The organism is Lactobacillus sp. CBA3605, assembly GCF_002970915.1.
Classification (GTDB): Bacteria; Bacillota; Bacilli; order Lactobacillales; family Lactobacillaceae; genus Lactiplantibacillus.
The window spans coordinates 1,407,545-1,428,837 of record NZ_CP027190.1; the positions used below are offsets into that span (position 1 = coordinate 1,407,545).

The following is a 21,293-nucleotide window of genomic DNA, read 5'->3' on the forward strand; positions in this document are numbered from 1 at the left end:
GCACAAAAACAAACTTCAACAATGACGTCGCAGATAATCAAAAAACGCCATCACCTACTTCAGGTTGACGGCGCTAAACTTAGACTATTCTGAACGACTGCAATAAACGATTAGTAAAAAGCCATTATTTTTTGGCTTTTTTCTTTTTACCTTTTGGCTTACTCGTTTTGGCCGTTGGCGCTTGTTTAAGTACTAATTTACGCGCCTTTTTAAGTAACTTCTTTTGATTCGTCGCATCGAGCTGCTCCCATAATGTGACTAATTCAGGCGTCATTTGTTTTGGCCCTGATGCCACAGTAACTGTGCCCAATAACCACTCGGGCGTAACCGATAACGCTTGTGCTAACGCCGTGACTTTATCTTGTTTCGCCACGTATTTACTGCTTAACCACTGACTGATGGAAGACCGCCCAATCCCAGTCGCTTTAGCTAATTGTGCCGATGTCATTTGGGCTCGTTGCATCGCTGTTTTTAATCGTTCAGCAAATAAACTCATTCAGAATTACCTCCGATCTTAGTTTGCTTTAGTGCTATCAATTAAATGAACTTGCCATCAGTTTAGCCTTGTTAGTACGGAAATTCAATGCAAACCAACTAATTGTTTACTTTTCTAAACTATTTCAGTTTAATTTATTTAAATTCATCTAACATAGTGCAATCCAAGCAAAAAAATGAACCCAGGACAACTCCCCAGGTTCACCGTTTACTTTAATAACCAATGGCATTAACATTATGTCGTTTCGTCGTACTGGTATCCCAAATTGGCACTTTAACCACGCCCAAGACTTTATTCGCCGGGACAAAGCCCCAATATCGACTATCATTTGAGACCGAACGATGATCCCCCAGAACAAAATACGAATTTTTAGGAACTTTGGTTGCGGGAATGGCCCAACTATTCTTATTCGAGATTGAAGCCAAACTCCAATTTCCCGTACCTTGCGTCCGTTCAAACTGACTAATAAAACCTTGTTTAATGGCATGACCGTTAACATAGACTTTACCATCCCTAGAACTAACGGTATCCCCTGGCATCCCAATCACGCGTTTCACATACTTAACTGTCTTAGATGATGCATCCGGATCAACCTTATAAGCATTAAAGACTATCACACTCAGGTGCTGAATCTTGGCGGTCTTCACAACCGCCACCCGCTCATTATTCTCGAGATTAGGTTCCATTGACGGCCCATCGACCCGCACCATCGTGAATACAAAATGGCGAATGACCGTTGCAATCAATAATCCCACTACAATCGGTAATATCCAGCTCATGATATTTTTGAAAGTTTTCATCAACACTGCTCCCTTATCCCCGCCTTAAATACTTTTAATAAGTATAATCCAATTAAGTAAACTTGTCCGTTAATCTCTAATGCTTTTTACAAATTATAAAGAACCCCATGCCCCTAACCTTGAGTGGCGATAACGCTCTCAGCCTCAATCTGCTAAGTTTGCATCAAAAAAGAGCTTGGATTTTCTCCAAGCTCAAGTTCGTTATTTCATTGTTAAAATCAATTAGTTCGCAACTTTGGCAATCCGACCTTGTTGAATATAAACACTCAAAATCGCAATATCAGCGGGCGTAACGCCACTGATTCGTGAAGCCTGTGCAATCGTCGTTGGTTGAATCTTCTTTAATTTTTGATGGGCTTCTGTGGCTAATCCATCAATTGCATCATAATCAATCCGGTCTGGAATCTTTTTAGCTTCTAGTTTTTTCAAGCGATCAACCTGTTCCTCAGCCTTCTTAATGTAACCCGCATATTTGATTTGAATCTCAACTTGTTCAATAATATGCCGTTCTAAAGGTGTTTCAGGTGCTGGTATAAAGGTCATCAAATCAGCATAACTCACTTCTGGTCGTTTCAAGAAATCAGCCGCTAATACGCCATCTTTTAATTCACCTGAATGATGCTCCTGTAAAAATTGATTGACGGCAGCATTCGGTTTAATTCTAATCTTGCCTAAACGGTCAAGTTCATTTTCAATTGCGGTTCTTTTAGCTTCAAAAGCAGCATAACGGTCATCACTAATGAGCCCAAGTTCCCGGCCCTTATCTGTTAACCGTAAATCGGCATTATCATGCCGTAAGATTAACCGGTATTCCGCCCGACTCGTCAATAAGCGATAAGGTTCATTCGTTCCCTTAGTCACCAAGTCATCAATCATGACCCCAATATATGCATCACTGCGCTTCAAGGTCAATTGACCCCGGTCTAAAGCCCGTAACCCAGCATTAATCCCGGCAATCAGCCCTTGACCAGCAGCTTCTTCATAGCCGGAAGTCCCATTGGTTTGACCAGCCGTATAAAGATTCTTAACCCGTTTCGTTTCTAGCGTGGCCTTTAATTGATAGGGCGCTACCACATCATATTCAATAGCATAACCGGGCCGCATCATCTCAGCCGTTTCGAGACCTTTAATTGAATGCAAAATCCGTTGTTGCACTTCTTCTGGCATTGATGTTGAAAGGCCTTGAACGTACCATTCATCCGTGTTGCGTCCTTCTGGTTCTAAGAACAACTGATGCCGTTTCTTATCAGCAAACCGCACAATCTTATCTTCAATTGATGGGCAATACCGTGGCCCAACCCCTTCAATCACCCCGGTAAACATCGGAGCACGGTCAAGATTTTCTCGGATAATCCGATGGGTCGTTTCGTTCGTATAAGTTAACCAACATGAGAGCTGATGCTTTAAGTCAATGTAATCTTCATCTTTAGTTTCAAAACTAAAATGATGCGGATCCTTATCCCCAGGCTGTTCTTCAGTCACACTATAATCAATGGTCGTCCCATCAACCCGTGGTGGGGTTCCTGTCTTGAACCGTTCAAGGTCAAAACCAAGCCGTTCCAAATCTTCTGATAACTTCATCGCGGGTTGCGAATTATTCGGACCCGATGAGTACATCAATTCGCCAATAATAATCTTGCCACGAGCTGCTGTCCCAGTGGTCAACACCACACTCTTAGCCCGATAGCGCGCACCAGTATTGGTAATAACGCCTTCGCAGACACCATCTTCAACGATTAAGCCATCAACAATACCTTGGCGTAACGTCAAGTTGGGTTCCTGTTCAATGGTATGCTTCATTTCAGAATGATAAGCATGCTTATCTGCTTGGGCCCGCAAAGCCCGGACAGCTGGACCTTTACCCGTATTTAGCATCCGCATTTGAACGTACGTCTTATCGATGTTATGACCCATTTCGCCACCAAGCGCATCAATTTCACGCACGACAATTCCTTTGGCCGGACCACCAACTGACGGATTACAAGGCATGAAAGCTACCATATCCAAGTTAATCGTCATTAAAAGGGTGCGATTACCCATCCGGGCAGCCGCTAACGCCGCTTCAGCGCCCGCATGGCCGGCCCCAACGACAATGACATCATAGTCGCGGCCAGTATATTCCTTTACTTCTGTCATGATTATTCTTTTCCTCCGTACCGGCTACTTGCCTAAGCAGAACTGGCTAAATAATTGATCTAATAATTCATTTTCATAACTATCCCCGGTAATTTGACCGAGAAATTCCCAACAACGAGTCATGTCAATTTGAACTAGGTCCACCGGCATCCCTGTGGCAATCCCAGTCTGAACGTCTTGCAAGGCTTGCTTGGCTTGATTTAACAAGCCAATATGCCGAGCATTGGTAACCATGACCGTATTTTGACTACTTTCGATGCCTTCATGGAAGAACATCTTCGCAATTCGTTGCTCCAGCTCATCGACGCCTGCTTGTTGTAACACAGACATGTTTAGCACGTCGCTGGCATCAACCACTTTTAATAAGGCCGTTTGGTCCAATTTCGCTGGCAAATCAGTCTTATTCAAGATAACGATGCGTTTAGAAGCCGCCGTATCACGTAATAACTGTTCATCTTCGGGTGTCAATGGTTGGCTATTGTCGAGAACTAATAAGACCAAGTCAGCGGCCCCAATCGCTTTACGACTGCGTTCAACACCGATTTTTTCGACTTTGTCATCCGTATCACGAATCCCAGCCGTGTCGACTAACTTCAACGGCACACCGCGCACATTGACATATTCTTCAATCACATCACGCGTTGTCCCAGCGACATCCGTGACAATCGCTTTATCTTCGTGCAGTAAGTGGTTCAATAAACTCGACTTACCCACATTCGGCCGGCCGATAATCGCCGTTGCCAGGCCTTCACGCAAGACTTTACCTTGCTTCGCCGTGGCGAGTAACTGACCAATACTTTGGCCGACTTCGGTTGCTTTTTCTTTTAGCATCTTAGTCGTCATTGCTTCAACGGCATCATATTCGGGATAGTCAATATTCACTTCGACTTGCGCTAACACGTCTAAGATATCTTGACGTAAGTGACGAATCAAGGTAGAAAGATCTCCATCAAGCTGATTTAAGGCCACCTTCATGGATTTATCAGTCTTAGCCCGAATCAAATCCATCACGGCTTCGGCCTGTGACAAGTCCAGCCGGCCATTAAGAAAGGCCCGTTTGGTAAATTCACCAGGTTCAGCCATCCGCGCACCATGACTCAAAATCAATTGTAAAATTTCATTAGTCGCGACCAAACCACCGTGACAGTTAATTTCAATGACATCTTCACGCGTATACGTCTTGGGAGCCCGCATCACGGAAGCCATGACTTCATCAATTTCTTGATGGGTTTCTGGGTCAATAATATGCCCATAGTTAATCGTGTGAGTGTGGACCTGACTAAGATCCTTGCCCTTGAAAATCTGTGCAATGACGTCTAAGGTCTGATCACCGCTCACGCGAATAATCGAAATCCCCCCTTCACCAGGTGGCGTTGAAATTGCTGCGATTGTATCAAATTCTGTGGTTACTGCCATACCTTCAGGTCCTTTCTAAACGTGTCTGGAACGCTTTACCGTCTCAAATACCATACCAAATTTCACTTACAATTAGTTAACAATATGTCCTAAAATGCAGAAAAAAAGTGCCTAGTCCACGCCACCTTAAAGCGTGGATAAAGCACTTTGACTACTTTATCTAAAAGATAAGAATGATTAATACCTATACTATAATAGCTCATTTGCGGTTTGTCAAACGCCTGTTTGCATCCGCAACAGTCCTACTTCCGAATCGCCACAACCACGGCCCGGTGCGGATCACGGCCCGCTGAAAAAGTGGTGACGTGATGGTTATCAGCTAATTCCGCATGAATGAGTTTCCGTTCAAAGGATGGCATCGGATCTAGGAAAACTTGTTTGCCCGTCGCAATAACTTCACGCGCCGTATTCTCAGCTAATCGCTGTAAAGTCTCTGCACGCCGTTCACGATAATCGTCAACATCTAGGCTCACATTAACATGGGAGGCCCCGTGATGATTCATGTAGACTTGTGCTAAATCTTGTAATGCATTAATTGTACGCCCATGTTTCCCTATCAATAAACCTTGCTTCACCGTATCAAAGTTCAAGAGAGCATAGCGATTGCCAAAATCAACATCTAAGTCCGCCGTAATCCCTAACTGCTTCACAATCTTTAATAAGTAGGCACTTAAATCACGGACCGCTTGCTCATTGGCTGCTTGCCGGGCCGCAATTTGGGCCGGTGTTTTTTCCGGCGTTACTGATTTTGCCGGTGTCGGTTGCGGTTGCGTGACCGCTGGCTTTGGTGTCGGTGTTTTAGCTTTAGTCACCTTTGGTGCTACTTTCACCACACGCTTGGCTACTGGCTTCACTGGCGCTTTAGCTTGGACTGGCTTTTTCGCTGGTGTTGTAGTGACCTTAGGCTTAGGCGCTGCTTGGGGCTTCACGGTTAACCGGACTTGCGCCGCTTGCTTGCCAATGCCTAAAAAGCCCTTCTTAGGCGCTGTTACAAGCTCAATGGTGACTTGATCACGCGTCCGTGCCAATTGTTTTAAACCAGCTGCAACCGCGTCCTCGACGGTATTACCTTCAAATACTGTCATACGATTTCCTCCTCGATAAAAATACCTGCATTCATTATAGCATTCTCATCTCCCACTCGTGTTGCTTCCGGTCAATTGACCAAGTTGCCATCACATTTATCATTTTGACTGCTTGGTAAAAATGCATATCACGACCACTACTATTAAAAAATCCCACAAAAAAAGACCCACCAATCGGCAGGTCCAACTTACATTTAACGTTTATGATTCCGAATTGCGCGTTTTCTAGCTTTTTCAAGCGCTTGCGTCCGCTCACGTTCTTTTTGCTTCTTCGCCGCCCGTTCGCGATTAATCTTGAAGGGGTTTTGAAGTAGTAAAGTTTGACCAACTTGGAACGCATTAGAAATCACCCAGTATAATGACAACGCTGATGGCACATTGATAGCTGTAATTAAGATTACTAACGGCATCAAGTATGTCATAGACGTGGTCATACCATTTTGTTCTGGTTGTGACTTCATCGACAACCATGAACTAGCGAACGTAAAGAGCGCCGCTAAGATTGGTAAGATATAATACGGGTCTTTGCTCCCAAGTTGTAACCATAAGAACGTCCCGCTCTTCAAGACTTGTGTCCGCCAAATGGCTTGATACAAGGCAATCAGAACCGGCATTTGCACTAGTAACGGCAACATGCTGGCCATCGGATGAACCCCATACTTTGAATAGAGCTTCTTCATCTCGGCTTGGAGCTTTTGCTGCGTTTCCATATCGCGTGATGAGTATTGCTTTTGCAGCGCCTTCATCTGCGGTTGGATCTCTTGCATTGCAACCATGCTTCGAGTTTGGAAGACCATCAATGGTAGGATCACAATCCGAATAATAATGGTAAAGGCAATAATCCCTAAACCATAACTATGACCGAACAACTGTGATAGCCAAATAATCGCCCGTGAGAAGTTCAAGATGATCCAGCCATCCCAAAACCCAGTGCTCTTATCCGTAATCGGCGTATTGCTACACCCCGATAAAACCAGCACTAGTGCCAGTACGGCCAACATCGCCAGTATTTTTCTGTACTTTTTCAAACGAATGTCCTCACTTTAATCATTGTCCAGCAGGTGCGCTAGCTTTAGCGCATGGCTTAGATAAGCTTTGGTTTCGGCTTGCGACTTGCCGGCAACGGCTGGTCGGGCAATGACGAGGAAGTCCGCATCTTGTTTAAGTTGCGGCTTTAACTCGGTAATTGATTGCCGAATCCGGCGTTTCACCCAATTACGAGCAACGGCGTTTCCAATCTTTTTACCGACTGAAATACCGACCCGAAAATGTGGCTGCTCCGGTTTCTCCAAAACGTAAATGACAAATTGACGATTGGCATACGAGTTGCGGGTCTCAAAAACTTGCTGAAACTCAGTTTCTTTTTTTACCCGATATGATTTTCGCATAATCCATCTCCATGTGTGCGCTCAAGCTCACCTGAGCGAATTGCTACACAACTTTACAGTCCTGAACCTAAACGCGGTTCAGGACTGTAAAGAAAAAGCCACTGATTATCAGTGGCCTATGCAGACAATACTTTTCTGCCTCGTTGACGTCGACGAGCTAACACTTTACGACCACTGCTAGTGCTCATGCGTTTGCGGAAACCGTGCACGCGTTGACGATGACGTTTCTTTGGTTGGTAAGTTCTTTTCATTACAAATCCTCCTTCAATCTAATGACATGAATCAAGTCGATTAAGTCGTTATTTTCAAAACGCAGTCTATATCTAAATGCATTTCCTGAATACTATAGCATAAATAACCTTATTTGAAAACCACTATCTTGTTTTTATCCTTTTACGACCGGCTTGCCAGTCACAATGCACGCCTTGATTTTATCCTTTTTAGCACCTTAGCGATGATCTCAAGTTTGGTGCAAAACACTTGTGGATGAACCAGCTGCCATTTTTCTTGTCCCCAGTTTATGCACCGACTTGTCGACAAATTCACGGGGTGTGCATTAGTTTTCCACAGGGTTATTTTTTTGTGTGTATAACTTCTATAAACGCTGTTATAATACACTCAATTCCAAACACGTCACTGTGGACAACTACCGATTTTTAAATTATTCGTCGCTTTTTTGACAGCTTGTGCATAACTTTAAAAACAGGGTGTGATTTATTTTAACAACTCACGCACCCCCTGTGGAAAACTCACGATGTTCATGCTAAAATAGAATTACGTTTTTTAAGAAAAGGGGTATCCACGTGCTGGAACGTAATGACTTATGGAATATCATTAAGTTCTCCATGAAAAGTGATCTTTCATCGATTACCTTTCAAACGTTTGTCGAACCGGCGAAACCACTCCAGCTCAATAATTCGCAAATGACGATTGAAGTCCCCACAAAACTTCATCGTGATTATTGGGAAAATAACTTGGCGGCTAAATTTTCAGATTATGCTTTCCAAGCGACTAATGAGCAGATTACGCCGGTGATGATAACCGAGGAAGAACGTCAGCAGCTTACGAAAAAATCGCAAGCTGCTACTACCGGTAACGTTGCTAGTGACGCACCTGTCGCCGCAACTACCCCCACATTTATGCGGGAAACGAAACTCAACCCGAAATATACATTTGACAGCTTCGTCATTGGTAAGGGGAACCAAATGGCTCATGCCGCAGCCTTGGTGGTCTCTGAAGAACCTGGTAATATGTATAATCCGTTGTTTTTCTATGGGGGTGTTGGGTTAGGCAAAACCCATTTAATGCACGCTATCGGTAACAAATTACTCGAGTCAAATCCTAATAGCAAGGTTAAGTATGTCACGAGTGAGGCGTTTACCAACAACTTGATTAATTCCATTCAAACTGGAACACAAGAATCATTTCGCGAAGAATATCGGAGTGTTGATTTACTACTTGTTGATGATATTCAATTCTTCGCTAATAAAGAAGCCACACAAGAAGAGTTCTTCCATACATTTAATGCATTATATGAAGATGATAAACAAATTGTGTTAACTTCCGATCGCTTGCCTAACGAGATTCCTAAATTACAAGATCGCTTAGTTTCCCGGTTCAAATGGGGCTTGTCCGTTGATATCACCCCACCTGACCTCGAAACACGAATTGCCATTTTACGGAATAAAGCCGATTTAGAGGGCATCAATATTCCGGACGATACGCTCAGTTATATTGCCGGGCAGATTGACTCTAATGTCCGTGAACTCGAGGGCGCTTTGGCTCGTGTTCAGGCTTATTCGCAACTAAACCAGTCACCAATTACCACCAGTCTAGTCGCCGACGCCCTCAAAAGTCTCAACCTTAGTAGTAAACTATCCGAGGTTTCAATTCCCATTATTCAGGAAAAAGTGGCTAAATATTATCACGTCACAATGACGGAGCTAAAAGGTAAGAAGCGGAACAAACAAATTGTGACGCCGCGCCAAATAGCAATGTATTTATCCCGTGAATTAACGGATAGTTCCCTACCCCGGATTGGCAACGAGTTCGGTGGCAAAGATCATACCACGGTCATTCATGCTTATGATAAAATTGCGGCCGCCTTAAAAACTGATCCTGATTTACAGCAAGCCATCGGCGATCTCAAAAGTCAGCTAAATGGCTAGTGTGGATAAACTAACTTAAGTCAAAAAGTTTTCCACAGCTTATGCACATGTGGAAAACTCGATTGCTACAAGGGTTCTACCTATTTTTCCACAGTATCCACTGCTCTACTAGTACTACTATCTTTTATAACTAATCTATATTAAACCCGCATCAGCAAAGAAGAGAGGATTTATTATGAAGTTCACGATTAATCGATCGGCCTTTATTAAAGAATTAAACAATGTTCAACGTGCCATCTCATCAAAAACCACGATTCCCATTTTAACGGGACTAAAATTAGACGTGGCTACGGAAGCCATTACCTTAACTGGGAGTGACGCCGATATTTCAATTGAAACCACGATTCCAGCCAATGATGATAACAATACGTTAGTCGTTGAAGAAGCAGGTTCAATCGTTTTACCAGCCCGTTTTTTCAGTGAAATCGTTAAAAAATTACCAGAAACCACGATGACTGTAACCGTTGCCGAAGGGTTTCAAACACAAATCACTTCAGGAGCAGCTTCATTCACCATTAATGGTTTAGATCCTGATAACTATCCACATTTACCAGAAATTGATACGACTAATACGATTACGTTGGCCGGCGATGTCTTCAAGGAACTTATTGGTCAAACGGTTATTGCGGTTTCTAATCAAGAAAGTCGGCCCATCTTAACTGGGATTCACTTTATCTTAGCTGATGGTGAATTTTTAGCCGTCGCTACCGATTCACACCGCTTGAGTCAACGTAAAATCAAATTACCAGCAGCCAATAATGCCAACTATGATGTGATTATTCCCGGAAAAAGTTTAACTGAATTGTCACGAATGATTGGTGATGACAACCCAGATGTTCAAATGCGGTTGTCAGAAAACCAAGTGCTCTTCGTGCTTGGTAACACGTCGTTTTATTCCCGCTTGTTGGAAGGAAATTATCCCGATACGTCGCGGCTAATTCCCAAAGACTCAAATACGACAGTTGAAATCGAAGCGCCTGCGTTATCCGCAGCAATTGAACGAGCTTCCTTACTGTCACATGAAAGTCGCAATAACGTTGTTCGTCTTTCCGTCAACCCCAGTGATAAAACCATCACGATTTTTGGAAATTCACCCGATGTAGGGGAAGTCACGGAACAATTACAACCTGCTGAATTGACGGGGGAAGAACTCGAAATTTCATTTAATCCCGATTACATGAAAGAAGCTTTGCACTCATTCGGTCAAGCCATGATTAAGATTTCATTCACGATGGCGTTACGACCCTTTACGCTGGTGCCAACTGAAGAAGGCGAAAACTTTATTCAATTGATTACACCAGTGCGGACGTTTTAATTTGGTTGAATAAATATACAAAAGTAACTAAAAGTGCGCCAATTCGGTATGAATTGGCGCACTTTTTTTAATCAGCTCGGGTCAATATAATCAAGCTATAGCAAGGATGAAACGTGATGAAACTTTTGGAGTTACCGTTATTTGAAAGCAAGGCTGGTTTTATGCAAGTTATATAATTTAGACACATTAAGGTGAAAAGAAAGCCCTGAGCAACTAACCGTTAGTTTTAATCAACCCAATTTATCCTGATTTTAACGGTTAAAAAAACAGTGATTTTGCGAAAATAAGCGATTTTTTCAAATCCTAGCAAATTTACCCCGGGGTTAGTACCCCGACATTAGTTTTACTTAAATCGGCTTAAAATGGCTCTGAACGCGGTTATAAATTGAATTTTGTGCGAAAAACAAGTATAATGTAACCTGTTGAAGAGTGGACCAAAACCGGTAACGGTCAAGCTTGAAAGCTTGTAATTGAAAGGTTAGGTAGGTGATAGTTATGAAAAAGCCAGTACAAATTGATACGCCTTTTATTACTTTAGGCCAATTATTAAAAGAAGAGGCCATCATCAGTTCCGGTGGTCAAGCCAAGTGGTTCTTACAAGAAGTAGATGTTTTGGTTAATGATGAACCCGATGATCGGCGTGGCCGAAAGTTGTATCCCGGTGACACGATTGACATTGCCGACAATGGGTCATTTTTTATACGCTCAAATCAGACAGAAACGACTGATTAGATGTACTTAGAGAATTTAGAATTACATGATTTTCGCAACTATCCGGATTTGGCAGTGAGCTTTAGTCCGAGTACGAACGTCTTATTAGGTAAAAATGCGCAAGGCAAGACAAACCTGTTAGAAGCGATTTATGTGTTGGCCTTAACACGCAGTCATCGAACCGCTAATGACAAAGAGCTCATTCGCTGGGAAACCACGACCGCCACTTTAAAGGGTCGGTTACATAAGACGACCGGTAGCTTACCACTAGAATTAGAATTGGGTCGGCGCGGCAAACGGGCCAAAGTTAATCATTTAGAACAAGCAAAGTTATCGCAATATATTGGCAACTTGAATGTGATTGTCTTCGCGCCGGAGGATTTATCGATTGTGAAAGGAGCGCCGGCCATACGCCGCCGATTTATGGATATGGAATTTGGACAGATGAGTCCGAAGTATCTTTATAATCTCAGCCAGTACCGCGCTATCTTGAAGCAACGTAATCAGTATTTACGGCAGTTACATCATCATCAAGCGAAAGATAAAGTTTATTTAGAAGTATTATCCGATCAGCTGGCTGCATTTGGGGCAGAAATTATTGCCAAGCGGCTAGAATTGTTAAAACAGCTGGAGCGCTGGGCCCAGGTAGTTCATGCCGAAATTACGCAAAATCAAGAGCAGCTGAGCTTTCATTACAAAACGCAACTTGAGGCAACGCTGACGACGGTTGAACAGCTCTATCCGGCGTTACAGCAATTGTATGCACAACAACAAGCTAAAGAGATCTTTCAAGGGACGACGTTACTAGGGCCGCATCGAGACGATCTGCAGTTTAGTGTGAACGGCAAAAACGTGCAGACTTTTGGGTCACAAGGCCAACAACGGACGACGGCATTATCAGTTAAGCTAGCTGAGATTGATCTGATGAAAGCTGAGACTGGTGAGTATCCAGTTTTATTATTGGATGATGTTTTATCAGAATTAGATGCGGCACGGCAGACCCATTTGTTGACCGCTATCCAAGATAAGGTACAAACCTTTTTGACTACCCCGAGTTTGGATGGGGTGGCCCGTAAATTAATTAAGCAACCCAAAGTATTTGAAGTTAGCCATGGCATTTTACATGAGGAGGAACCGCATTGACCGAAAATGAAAAAGAAACCAAACTTGAACGTGCTCGTGAATATGATGCGAGCCAGATTCAGGTCTTGGAAGGTCTTGAAGCTGTCCGGAAACGGCCAGGAATGTATATCGGGACGACAAGTAGTCAGGGTCTCCATCATCTTGTTTGGGAAATTGTGGATAATGGGATTGATGAAGCCTTAGCAGGTTTTGCCAACGAAATCCATGTGACCGTTGAAAAGGATAATAGTGTCACGGTGACCGATAATGGTCGGGGAATTCCAGTTGATATCCAAAAGAAAACAGGGAAACCGGCTTTGGAAACAGTCTTCACAATTTTACATGCCGGTGGTAAATTCGGCGGTGGCGGATATAAAGTTTCCGGTGGTCTGCATGGGGTTGGGGCTTCCGTTGTGAATGCCTTATCTTCAGAACTCGATGTTAAGGTTATTCGGAATGGGAAAGTCTACGGCATGGATTTTGCGCGTGGTAAGGTTCAAACCGCCATGCGAGTTGTTGATACCGCACCAGCGGATGCTCATGGGACAATCGTGCACTTCTTACCAGATGCTGATATATTCCGTGAAACAACGGAATATGATATTAGTATTTTAACGACGCGGATCCGGGAACTGGCCTTCTTAAACAAGGGCTTACAGATTACGATTCGTGACGAACGCCCGGAAAAACCTACGGAACAAGATTTCTTGTACGAAGGTGGGATTCGGCACTATGTTGAATACTTGGATAAGAATAAAACGGTGTTATTCCCCGAACCGATTTATGTGGAAGGAGCCCAAAATGGGATTACTGTGGAAGTGGCCTTACAGTATACGGATGACTACCACAGTAATTTAATGACCTTTACGAATAATATCCATACCTACGAAGGTGGGACCCATGAAGAAGGCTTTAAGCGGGCTCTAACGCGGGTTATTAATGACTATGCGCGAAAGAACAACTTATTAAAAGATAACGAGGCTAACTTATCAGGGGAAGATGTCCGTGAAGGTATGACCGCCGTTGTTAGTGTGAAGCATCCGGATCCACAATTTGAAGGCCAAACGAAGACCAAATTAGGGAACTCGGATGCGCGAGCTGCCGTTGATCGGTTGTTCTCAGAACATTTCAATAAATATTTGATGGAAAACCCTAGTATCGGGCGCAAAGTCGTGGATAAGGGGTTACTGGCCTCTAAAGCCCGCGTTGCTGCCAAACGAGCGCGGGAAGTTACACGGAAAAAGAGTGGGCTAGAAATCAGCAATTTACCTGGTAAATTAGCTGATAACTCAAGTAAAGATCCTAAAATCAGTGAATTATTCATTGTCGAAGGGGATTCCGCCGGTGGTTCTGCTAAGCAAGGCCGCTCACGGTTGACGCAAGCAATTTTGCCAATTCGGGGTAAAATTTTAAATGTTGAAAAGGCTAGCATTGATAAGATTTTAGCCAATGAAGAAATTCGATCCTTGTTTACCGCGATGGGCACCGGTTTTGGTGGTGACTTTGATTTAAGCAAGGCTAACTACCATAAATTAATTATCATGACCGATGCCGATGTTGATGGTGCCCATATTCGGACGTTATTACTAACGTTGTTCTACCGTTACATGCGGCCATTAGTTGACGCTGGCTTCGTCTACATTGCGCAACCACCGTTGTATCAAGTTCGCCAAGGTAAATTTGTGCGGTATATTGATTCGGACGAAGAGTTGAGTGAAGTCATGGGGCAATTAGCGCCATCACCAAAACCCGTTGTGCAACGGTACAAAGGGTTAGGGGAAATGGATGCTGAACAACTGTGGGAAACGACGATGGACCCTGAAAAGCGTCGCTTACTCCGAGTGCGGGATGAAGATGCCGCCGATGCAGATGGCGTCTTCTCAATGCTGATGGGTGATCATGTCCAACCACGACGTGAATTTATTGAAGATAATGCGAAGTTCGTCCAAGATTTGGACGTCTAAGCAAACCGATAATTGCCCGGGAAATAATTGGCAAGCGTAGATGAAGGAGGATGAAAGATTTGGCTGAAGCAGAATTACCAAATCGGATAACCGATGTGAATCTGTCCAAGACGATGCGAACGTCGTTTTTGAGCTATGCCATGAGTGTTATTGTGGCGCGGGCTTTACCTGATGTACGAGACGGTCTAAAACCCGTTCACCGGCGAATCCTTTATGGGATGAGTGAATTAGGTGTTACCCCTGAAAAACCATACAAAAAATCAGCCAGAATTGTCGGCGATGTCATGGGGAAATATCATCCCCATGGGGACTCGGCTATTTATGAATCCATGGTGCGGATGGCCCAAGACTTTAGCTACCGGTACATGCTAGTTGATGGTCATGGGAACTTTGGTTCTGTCGATGGCGATAGCGCCGCAGCCATGCGGTATACCGAAGCCCGGATGAGTAAAATTGCCGTTGAAATGCTCCGGGATATTAATAAAGACACGGTTAGATGGCAACCTAACTATGATGATACCGAACGAGAACCAGAAGTATTGCCGGCTCGTTTTCCAAACCTATTAGTAAACGGGGCAACTGGGATTGCGGTCGGAATGACGACCAATATTCCACCGCATAACTTAACGGAAGTTATCTCTGCCATCCATATGTTGATGGATAATCCGGATGTGACGACAGCTGACTTGATGGAAGCTGTCCCAGGTCCAGATTTCCCAACTGGTGGGATTGTGATGGGGAAATCCGGGATTCGAAAAGCTTATGAAACGGGTCGCGGGAATATTATTATTCGCGCCAAAGTGGATATTCAAGAACAAAAGAACGGTAAGGAACGCATTATTGTTAATGAATTACCTTACATGGTGAACAAAGCCAAGTTAATCGAACGTATTGCCGGTTTAGCACGGGACAAAGAAATCGAAGGTATCACTGATATCAACGATGAAAGTGACCGTGAAGGGATGCGGATGGTGATTGATATTCGGCGGGACGTCAGTGCGTCCGTCGTTTTAAATAACTTGTACAAGATGACGTTGATGCAGACTAACTTTGGCTTTAACATGCTAGCTATCGTTAAAGGGGCACCTAAAGTCTTAAGCTTGAAGCAAATCTTAATCTATTATTTGGAACATCAAGAAGATGTGATTCGGCGTCGGACCCAATTCGATTTAAAGAAGGCCCAAGCTCGGGCTCACATCTTGGAAGGGTTACGAATTGCGTTAGATCATATTGATGAAATTATTGCCATTATTCGACAATCACAAACGAGTGAAATTGCTAAGAACCAGTTGATGGATAACTATGGCTTGTCAGATAAGCAAGCACAAGCCATCCTAGATATGCGGCTGGTAAGGTTAACTGGTTTGGAACGTGAAAAGATTGAGAATGAATATCAAGACTTGGTCAAGTCGATTGCGGACTACAAAGCCATTTTGGCTAGCAAAGAACGCATTAACCAAATTATTTACGAAGAATTACTTGAAATTCAACGTAAATTTGGCGATGACCGGCGGACTGAACTCATGATTGGGGAAGTTTTGAGCCTTGAAGATGAAGACTTGATTGAAGAGGAAGAAGTCGCTGTGACGTTAACGCATAATGGTTACGTTAAACGCCTCCCAACCACCGAATTCAAGTCACAACATCGTGGTGGTCGTGGTATTCAAGGGATGGATGTCCATGATGATGACTTTATTGAGCACCTCTTAACGACTTCTACACATGACGTCTTGTTATTCTTCACGAATGCGGGGAAAGTTTACCGGATGAAGGCTTACGAGATTCCTGAATATGGTCGAACGGCCAAGGGGATTCCGGTGATTAATTTACTGGGGGTTAACTCTGGTGAAAAGATCCAAGCCGTGGTCAACGTTTCCGGCGATGCCAGTGAGAGTGAACAGTTCTTGTTCTTCACGACCGTTAAAGGGGTTGTCAAGCGGACTCCGGTACAAGAATTCGCCAATATTCGGAGTAATGGGCTAAAAGCCATTACATTGAAAGACGACGATGAATTGATTGGGGTTACGATTACTGATGGTCACCAAAACGTGATTATCGGAACCCATGCTGGTTACGCTGTTAGTTTTGATGAAACAACGGTTCGCTCAATGGGCCGGACAGCTGCTGGGGTGCGTGGGATTCGCTTACGTGATGATGATTTTGTCATCGGCTTCGATATTCTTAAACCTGACAGCAAGGTCTTTATCATTACCGAAAAGGGCTATGGTAAGCAGACGCCAGCACTTGATTACCCAATTAAGGGACGTGGTGGTAAAGGGATTAAGACAGCCAACGTGACCGAAAAGAATGGTTCCTTAGCCGGTTTAACGACGGTTGAAGGGACTGAAGATATTATGGTAATGACCGATCATGGGGTCATGATTCGCTTTAATATTGCGACAGTTTCACAGACTGGCCGGGCAACCTTAGGGGTTCGTTTGATTCGCTTAGATGATGGCGGTAAAGTGGCGACAATGGCGAAGGTTGATCCAGAACCAGACGTCATCGATGATGCCACTGCGGATGATCAACCGGAGGATGCGGCGATTGATGCCCCAGCTAGTGATTCAGTTGACGTAACACCAACTGAAACGCCAGCAACTGAGGCTGATAATCCTGCTGATTCAGAATAATTTAGCTCAAACGAGAAGGACTAGTGAACATTGCTGGTCCTTTTTTGTATGGCACGCAAGATTAGAGCAACGATGACATTGGTTGCTCTAGCAGTACCTAGTCACAGCCTTCGTTAGCATTTAAAATTGAAAATTCATCAACAAAAAAGTATTTCCCGGGTAATAAACGTAATTGATAAGTGTATCGTGCATCGGGATTTTTTGTTTCGTCGGCCGTTCCAACCTTGCAACAGATTAATTTAGATGCTATACTTATAATTCGTGAGTATCTAACAATGATTTAGATTACTTTCCTTGCTCTTTCAAAAGAAAGGGCCTGAAGTCCATAAGGAGGTGCAAATTTCATGAGTGAATCAAAGAAATATGAAATTACTTACATCGTTCGTCCAGACATTGATGATGCTGCTAAGACAGCTTTAGTTGATCGTTTCGACAAAATCTTAACTGATAACGGTGCCGAAGTAATTGATTCAAAAGATTGGTCAAAGCGTCGTTTCGCATACGAAATCGGCGGTTACAATGAAGGTACTTATCATATCGTTAACGTTAAAACGACTGATGATGCCGCATTGAACGAATTTGATCGTCTTTCAAAGATCAATGATGACATTTTACGTCACATGATCGTTCGTCGCGAAGATTAAATTAAACTTGAAATAAATTACGAGAGGAGCACTTCTGTCTATGATTAACCGTACAGTTCTTGTTGGCCGACTAACAAGAGATCCCGAATTACGATACACTTCTGGTGGCGCTGCTGTGGCAACGTTCACGCTGGCTGTTAACCGGAGTTTTACTAATCAAAATGGGGAACGTGAAGCTGATTTCATCAATTGCGTCATTTGGCGTAAAGCTGCTGAAAATTTTGCGAACTTTACCCATAAAGGGTCGCTGGTTGGGATTGATGGCCGGATTCAAACCCGGAATTATGAAAACCAACAGGGACAACGCGTTTATGTTACAGAAGTGGTCGTTGACAACTTCTCATTATTAGAATCACGTGCAGAATCTGAACGTCATCAGTCTGCTAATGGTGGTAGTAATAACAGCAATAATGCTAGTTATAACAACACTAATAATAGTGGGTATAATCGTCAAGACCAAAACGCAGCTCCTCAACAATCATCAGCGACTAACAATAATCCTTTTGGTAATGGTAATCCTAGTGGTGCATCTAACACCAATGGGACGGCTGGTAACAATAGTGCCCCAACTAGTGGGTCTAATGAAAACCAAGCTGATCCATTTGCCAATAATGGGGATCAAATTGATATTTCGGATGATGATTTACCATTCTAGCAGACTAGCTGCAGATATCGAGGAGGGAAATACTAATGGCACAACAAAGAAGAGGTGGCCGTCGTCGTCGTAAAGTCGACTTCATCGCCGCTAACCACATCGAATACATCGATTATAAAGATACTGACTTATTACGTCGTTTCGTTTCAGAACGAGGCAAGATTTTACCTCGTCGGGTAAGTGGGACTAGTGCAAAGAACCAACGTTCTTTGACTATTGCTATCAAACGGGCTCGGATTATGGGCTTATTACCATTCGTTTCTGAAGAATAATTCAGATCATACTAGACCATGGCTAACCAGCTATGGTCTTTTTTTATTCGATTTTTGGGTGATTCTTAACTATACCAATTGTTTTGGCAGCGGAGAAAGTATCGATGACGAAATGATTAATAGTTAAGCCTAAAATAAGACTATGAGGACAAAATTAGTGAATACCCAAAGAAATAAGCAATAAATAGTTATCCAATTATTGATAATTTTTAATTCAAAACTAAATATTATGCCCAGACCAATTTTGCCGTCACTTAATTTTCTTAAGTGACGGCAAAATTGATAATAAGCATTTATTATACTGAGTAATGATTGATTATTATGAAAAACACGTGTACATTCTTGAGATGTGTTGGATTATGTTAAGGTGCTAAAGCGTGCCATAGTACCTTATCTAATACCTTCACTTGTGATTGCAAACGGTGAAAAAGCCGTGAACTAATCGCTTAGGCGTTATTTAGTAGTATTACTGAATGTAATACGCCAAAAAGGCGTCACTAACTTTAGTTACGAATCAGTGCAAAACCCACGTTAACGTTAGCAAGGTTAATAGTGACTATGGTAAACTATCAATAACATATAAACAAAAGGGGATATCTCAATTATGAAAAAAATTATTGGAAGTTTACTATTATCTGGGGCACTTTTAGTATCAGTCGCATTACCAACGGTCGCACACGCCGCTGAAAGCCGCGATGGGAGTACAGACGTTACTGCAACGTTTACGGCTGGGAATACAGACGTAACCCCCGTTGACCCAACTGATCCTGATACACCAAGTACTGGCGGTGATGGTAATAACGGTGGGACTGCTGGTAGTGGCTTATCACTTATCTATGTCACGAATAAATTAGACTTCGGCTCACATGCTATTGATGTTTTGAACTCAAATACTTACGCAGCTAACTACACTAATGCTGAAGATGCAACGACCAATGCCAATACAAGTGCCTTATGGGGCAACAAGGCTGTCATTGAAGTCTCAGATACCCGTGGGACTAATGCCGGCTGGTCTTTACAAGTTTCTGGTTCAGCACTAAAATCAGAAAGTGGTGATACCATTGAGGGCGGCACCTTAGCTTTACCAGTTGGGGATGTTACGAACTCCGGTTCTAATGGCGCTAATGGTGCTAAATCAGTTGCAGTTACGAATGCATTAGGAACCGCTACAAATGTTTTGACTGCTGCTAATACAATGGGTGCTGGGGTTACTGTTGATCAATTAGATCCATCAGATGTTAAATTAACGGTACCAGCTAACACGGCTAAAGCCGAAGCTTATTCAACCACTGTTAACTGGTCATTAACTGACACACCAGCTAGCTAAAAACAAAAACGCACAAAATAAGATGGTCATTGTGCAAACAGTGGCCATCTTTTCTTACATAATTAGGTTGAAGAGGGAGTAAGCAAATGAATAAATTTATGAAACGTTGGTTATTAATGTTAGTAACGGTGGGGGCCGTTTGGGGTGGGGGCGCTAGTCAAAGTGTGCAAGCCGCTAATAGCAGTAGTAGTAGTTCGTCTGCCAGCAATAACATCGGCTATAGCGTGGCAGCGGAAATCCCTAAAAATCAAATCAATAAGAAGAATTCTTTCTTTGATTTAAAAATGACGATGGGACAGACTCAGACGTTAAAAGCTGTTTTGTACAATTCGTCAGATAAAGAGTTGAAAATTGCAACGGCCATTCACACGGCTTATACCAATAGCAATGGGTTAATCGAATACATCAACACGACTAAGACTTATGACCAGTCGTTAGAATATAAGATGAGTACTATTACAAAACTAAATACCAAAACGGTAACGGTTCCAGCCAATGGTTCAAAAGTTGTGAGTGCCCAAGTTACAATGCCTAGTGGGAACTTTAACGGCGTAATTTTAGGTGGTTGGTATTTCAAACGCATCGACGATAAAGTAACCGGCTCAGTTAAAGGGTCCATGAATATTAAGAACGAATATTCATATGTTATCGGGATGAAGTATACCGTGGGTAAGACGGTGACACCGAACATGAAGTTGACTAAGGTTAAAGCGGGACTAGAAAATTATCATAAAGGGATTTTTCCTTACTTACAAAATCCAACCGCTGTTATTATTCCGAACTTAACGATTAATTCGACGATTACCAACACGAACACTGGAAAAGTTGTTAAGACAGCAAAGAAGACGGGCGTGCAAATGGCGCCAAATTCAACGTTCCGGTATCCCTTACTCTTAGGTAAGACGGAATTACAGGCTGGAAAGTATCACATTAAGATGGTGGTCAAGAATACGGATCACACCTGGACTTTCAATAAAGATTTTACGATTTCTCAAAATGATGCCAAAACATACAATAAAAAAGCGGTGGATAATTCTGGAATTAACATTTGGTGGTTAATCGGGTTAGGCGCGTTAGCAATGTTGATTATTATCATAATTATTGGGTTGATTATTTACTTCATTGTTAAGAAACGACGCCAAAAAAAGTCTGACGACTAGG

The 21,293-nt window shown here is 43.0% G+C and carries 19 protein-coding genes; 11 read left to right on the top strand and 8 right to left on the bottom strand.

Annotated features, from left to right (window positions below; translation table 11 throughout):
• Positions 1 to 124: 124 nt before the first annotated feature.
• The 8 genes from C5Z25_RS06865 to rpmH all read right to left on the bottom strand — a co-directional run bounded on the left by C5Z25_RS06865 (position 125) and on the right by rpmH (position 7,572).
• Positions 125 to 496 (bottom strand): helix-turn-helix domain-containing protein, encoded by a 372-nt coding sequence (locus C5Z25_RS06865; protein WP_105451959.1) that lies wholly within the window; start codon positions 494 to 496, stop codon positions 125 to 127.
• 212 nt (positions 497 to 708) lie between these two features.
• Complete coding sequence (lepB, locus tag C5Z25_RS06870; RefSeq protein ID WP_105451960.1) at positions 709 to 1,296, bottom strand: signal peptidase I; 588 nt, start codon at positions 1,294 to 1,296, stop codon at positions 709 to 711.
• Between the two features lie 222 nt (positions 1,297 to 1,518).
• A complete protein-coding gene (gene mnmG, locus C5Z25_RS06875; protein WP_105451961.1) occupies positions 1,519 to 3,432 on the bottom strand; it encodes a tRNA uridine-5-carboxymethylaminomethyl(34) synthesis enzyme MnmG in 1,914 nt (637 codons plus the stop codon).
• A gap of 24 nt (positions 3,433 to 3,456) precedes the next feature.
• A complete protein-coding gene (gene mnmE, locus C5Z25_RS06880) occupies positions 3,457 to 4,848 on the bottom strand; it encodes a tRNA uridine-5-carboxymethylaminomethyl(34) synthesis GTPase MnmE (RefSeq protein ID WP_105451962.1) in 1,392 nt (463 codons plus the stop codon).
• Positions 4,849 to 5,090: 242 nt separating this feature from the next.
• Positions 5,091 to 5,933, bottom strand: coding sequence for an RNA-binding cell elongation regulator Jag/EloR (jag, locus tag C5Z25_RS06885; RefSeq protein ID WP_105451963.1), 843 nt, complete (start codon positions 5,931 to 5,933; stop codon positions 5,091 to 5,093).
• A gap of 194 nt (positions 5,934 to 6,127) precedes the next feature.
• Positions 6,128 to 6,961, bottom strand: coding sequence for a membrane protein insertase YidC (gene yidC, locus C5Z25_RS06890; RefSeq protein ID WP_105449464.1), 834 nt, complete (start codon positions 6,959 to 6,961; stop codon positions 6,128 to 6,130).
• 15 nt (positions 6,962 to 6,976) lie between these two features.
• On the bottom strand, positions 6,977 to 7,321 hold the full coding sequence (gene rnpA, locus C5Z25_RS06895) for a ribonuclease P protein component (protein ID WP_105449465.1): 345 nt from the start codon (positions 7,319 to 7,321) through the stop codon (positions 6,977 to 6,979).
• A 116-nt stretch (positions 7,322 to 7,437) separates the two neighbouring features.
• Positions 7,438 to 7,572, bottom strand: a complete 135-nt coding sequence (rpmH, locus tag C5Z25_RS06900) for a 50S ribosomal protein L34 (RefSeq protein ID WP_105449466.1) — start codon at positions 7,570 to 7,572, stop codon at positions 7,438 to 7,440.
• A gap of 552 nt (positions 7,573 to 8,124) precedes the next feature.
• Between rpmH and dnaA the strand changes: the two genes are divergently transcribed.
• From dnaA to C5Z25_RS06955, 11 genes are all read left to right on the top strand, one after another.
• Positions 8,125 to 9,489, top strand: a complete 1,365-nt coding sequence (dnaA, locus tag C5Z25_RS06905) for a chromosomal replication initiator protein DnaA (protein WP_105451964.1) — start codon at positions 8,125 to 8,127, stop codon at positions 9,487 to 9,489.
• A 175-nt stretch (positions 9,490 to 9,664) separates the two neighbouring features.
• Complete coding sequence (gene dnaN / locus C5Z25_RS06910; RefSeq protein ID WP_105451965.1) at positions 9,665 to 10,804, top strand: DNA polymerase III subunit beta; 1,140 nt, start codon at positions 9,665 to 9,667, stop codon at positions 10,802 to 10,804.
• 495 nt (positions 10,805 to 11,299) lie between these two features.
• Positions 11,300 to 11,536 carry a S4 domain-containing protein YaaA gene (gene yaaA / locus C5Z25_RS06915; protein WP_105451966.1) on the top strand — a complete coding sequence of 79 codons (237 nt, stop codon included), beginning with the start codon at positions 11,300 to 11,302 and terminating at the stop codon, positions 11,534 to 11,536.
• On the top strand, positions 11,537 to 12,658 hold the full coding sequence (recF, locus tag C5Z25_RS06920; protein WP_105451967.1) for a DNA replication/repair protein RecF: 1,122 nt from the start codon (positions 11,537 to 11,539) through the stop codon (positions 12,656 to 12,658).
• Positions 12,655 to 14,601, top strand: coding sequence for a DNA topoisomerase (ATP-hydrolyzing) subunit B (gyrB, locus tag C5Z25_RS06925; RefSeq protein WP_105449471.1), 1,947 nt, complete (start codon positions 12,655 to 12,657; stop codon positions 14,599 to 14,601). Before recF ends, gyrB begins: the two co-directional genes overlap by 4 nt.
• A 113-nt stretch (positions 14,602 to 14,714) precedes the next feature.
• Positions 14,715 to 17,234: a DNA gyrase subunit A gene (gene gyrA / locus C5Z25_RS06930; protein ID WP_370447222.1), complete on the top strand. Its 2,520-nt coding sequence runs from the start codon at positions 14,715 to 14,717 to the stop codon at positions 17,232 to 17,234.
• A gap of 344 nt (positions 17,235 to 17,578) precedes the next feature.
• Positions 17,579 to 17,878 (top strand): 30S ribosomal protein S6, encoded by a 300-nt coding sequence (gene rpsF, locus C5Z25_RS06935; RefSeq protein ID WP_105449472.1) that lies wholly within the window; start codon positions 17,579 to 17,581, stop codon positions 17,876 to 17,878.
• A gap of 40 nt (positions 17,879 to 17,918) precedes the next feature.
• Positions 17,919 to 18,533, top strand: coding sequence for a single-stranded DNA-binding protein (ssb, locus tag C5Z25_RS06940; RefSeq protein WP_105451969.1), 615 nt, complete (start codon positions 17,919 to 17,921; stop codon positions 18,531 to 18,533).
• Between the two features lie 35 nt (positions 18,534 to 18,568).
• Positions 18,569 to 18,805 (top strand): 30S ribosomal protein S18, encoded by a 237-nt coding sequence (gene rpsR / locus C5Z25_RS06945; protein WP_105449474.1) that lies wholly within the window; start codon positions 18,569 to 18,571, stop codon positions 18,803 to 18,805.
• 604 nt (positions 18,806 to 19,409) lie between these two features.
• Positions 19,410 to 20,132 carry a WxL domain-containing protein gene (locus C5Z25_RS06950; RefSeq protein WP_105451970.1) on the top strand — a complete coding sequence of 241 codons (723 nt, stop codon included), beginning with the start codon at positions 19,410 to 19,412 and terminating at the stop codon, positions 20,130 to 20,132.
• A gap of 86 nt (positions 20,133 to 20,218) precedes the next feature.
• Positions 20,219 to 21,292 carry a WxLIP family cell surface protein gene (locus C5Z25_RS06955; protein WP_105451971.1) on the top strand — a complete coding sequence of 358 codons (1,074 nt, stop codon included), beginning with the start codon at positions 20,219 to 20,221 and terminating at the stop codon, positions 21,290 to 21,292.
• The last annotated feature ends 1 nt before the right edge of the window (position 21,293 follow it).

Excerpts from the sequence above, each read along its gene's own strand:
- C5Z25_RS06865 (WP_105451959.1), bottom strand. The coding sequence starts at position 496 with ATGAGTTTATTTGCTGAACGATTAAAAACAGCGATGCAACGAGCCCAA.
- lepB (WP_105451960.1), bottom strand. The coding sequence starts at position 1,296 with ATGAAAACTTTCAAAAATATCATGAGCTGGATATTACCGATTGTAGTG.
- mnmG (WP_105451961.1), bottom strand. The coding sequence starts at position 3,432 with ATGACAGAAGTAAAGGAATATACTGGCCGCGACTATGATGTCATTGTC.
- mnmE (WP_105451962.1), bottom strand. The coding sequence starts at position 4,848 with ATGGCAGTAACCACAGAATTTGATACAATCGCAGCAATTTCAACGCCA.
- jag (WP_105451963.1), bottom strand. The coding sequence starts at position 5,933 with ATGACAGTATTTGAAGGTAATACCGTCGAGGACGCGGTTGCAGCTGGT.
- rnpA (WP_105449465.1), bottom strand. The coding sequence starts at position 7,321 with ATGCGAAAATCATATCGGGTAAAAAAAGAAACTGAGTTTCAGCAAGTT.
- rpmH (WP_105449466.1), bottom strand. The coding sequence starts at position 7,572 with ATGAAAAGAACTTACCAACCAAAGAAACGTCATCGTCAACGCGTGCAC.
- dnaN (WP_105451965.1), top strand. The coding sequence starts at position 9,665 with ATGAAGTTCACGATTAATCGATCGGCCTTTATTAAAGAATTAAACAAT.
- yaaA (WP_105451966.1), top strand. The coding sequence starts at position 11,300 with ATGAAAAAGCCAGTACAAATTGATACGCCTTTTATTACTTTAGGCCAA.
- recF (WP_105451967.1), top strand. The coding sequence starts at position 11,537 with ATGTACTTAGAGAATTTAGAATTACATGATTTTCGCAACTATCCGGAT.
- gyrA (WP_370447222.1), top strand. The coding sequence starts at position 14,715 with ATGCGAACGTCGTTTTTGAGCTATGCCATGAGTGTTATTGTGGCGCGG.
- rpsF (WP_105449472.1), top strand. The coding sequence starts at position 17,579 with ATGAGTGAATCAAAGAAATATGAAATTACTTACATCGTTCGTCCAGAC.
- ssb (WP_105451969.1), top strand. The coding sequence starts at position 17,919 with ATGATTAACCGTACAGTTCTTGTTGGCCGACTAACAAGAGATCCCGAA.
- rpsR (WP_105449474.1), top strand. The coding sequence starts at position 18,569 with ATGGCACAACAAAGAAGAGGTGGCCGTCGTCGTCGTAAAGTCGACTTC.
- C5Z25_RS06950 (WP_105451970.1), top strand. The coding sequence starts at position 19,410 with ATGAAAAAAATTATTGGAAGTTTACTATTATCTGGGGCACTTTTAGTA.
- C5Z25_RS06955 (WP_105451971.1), top strand. The coding sequence starts at position 20,219 with ATGAATAAATTTATGAAACGTTGGTTATTAATGTTAGTAACGGTGGGG.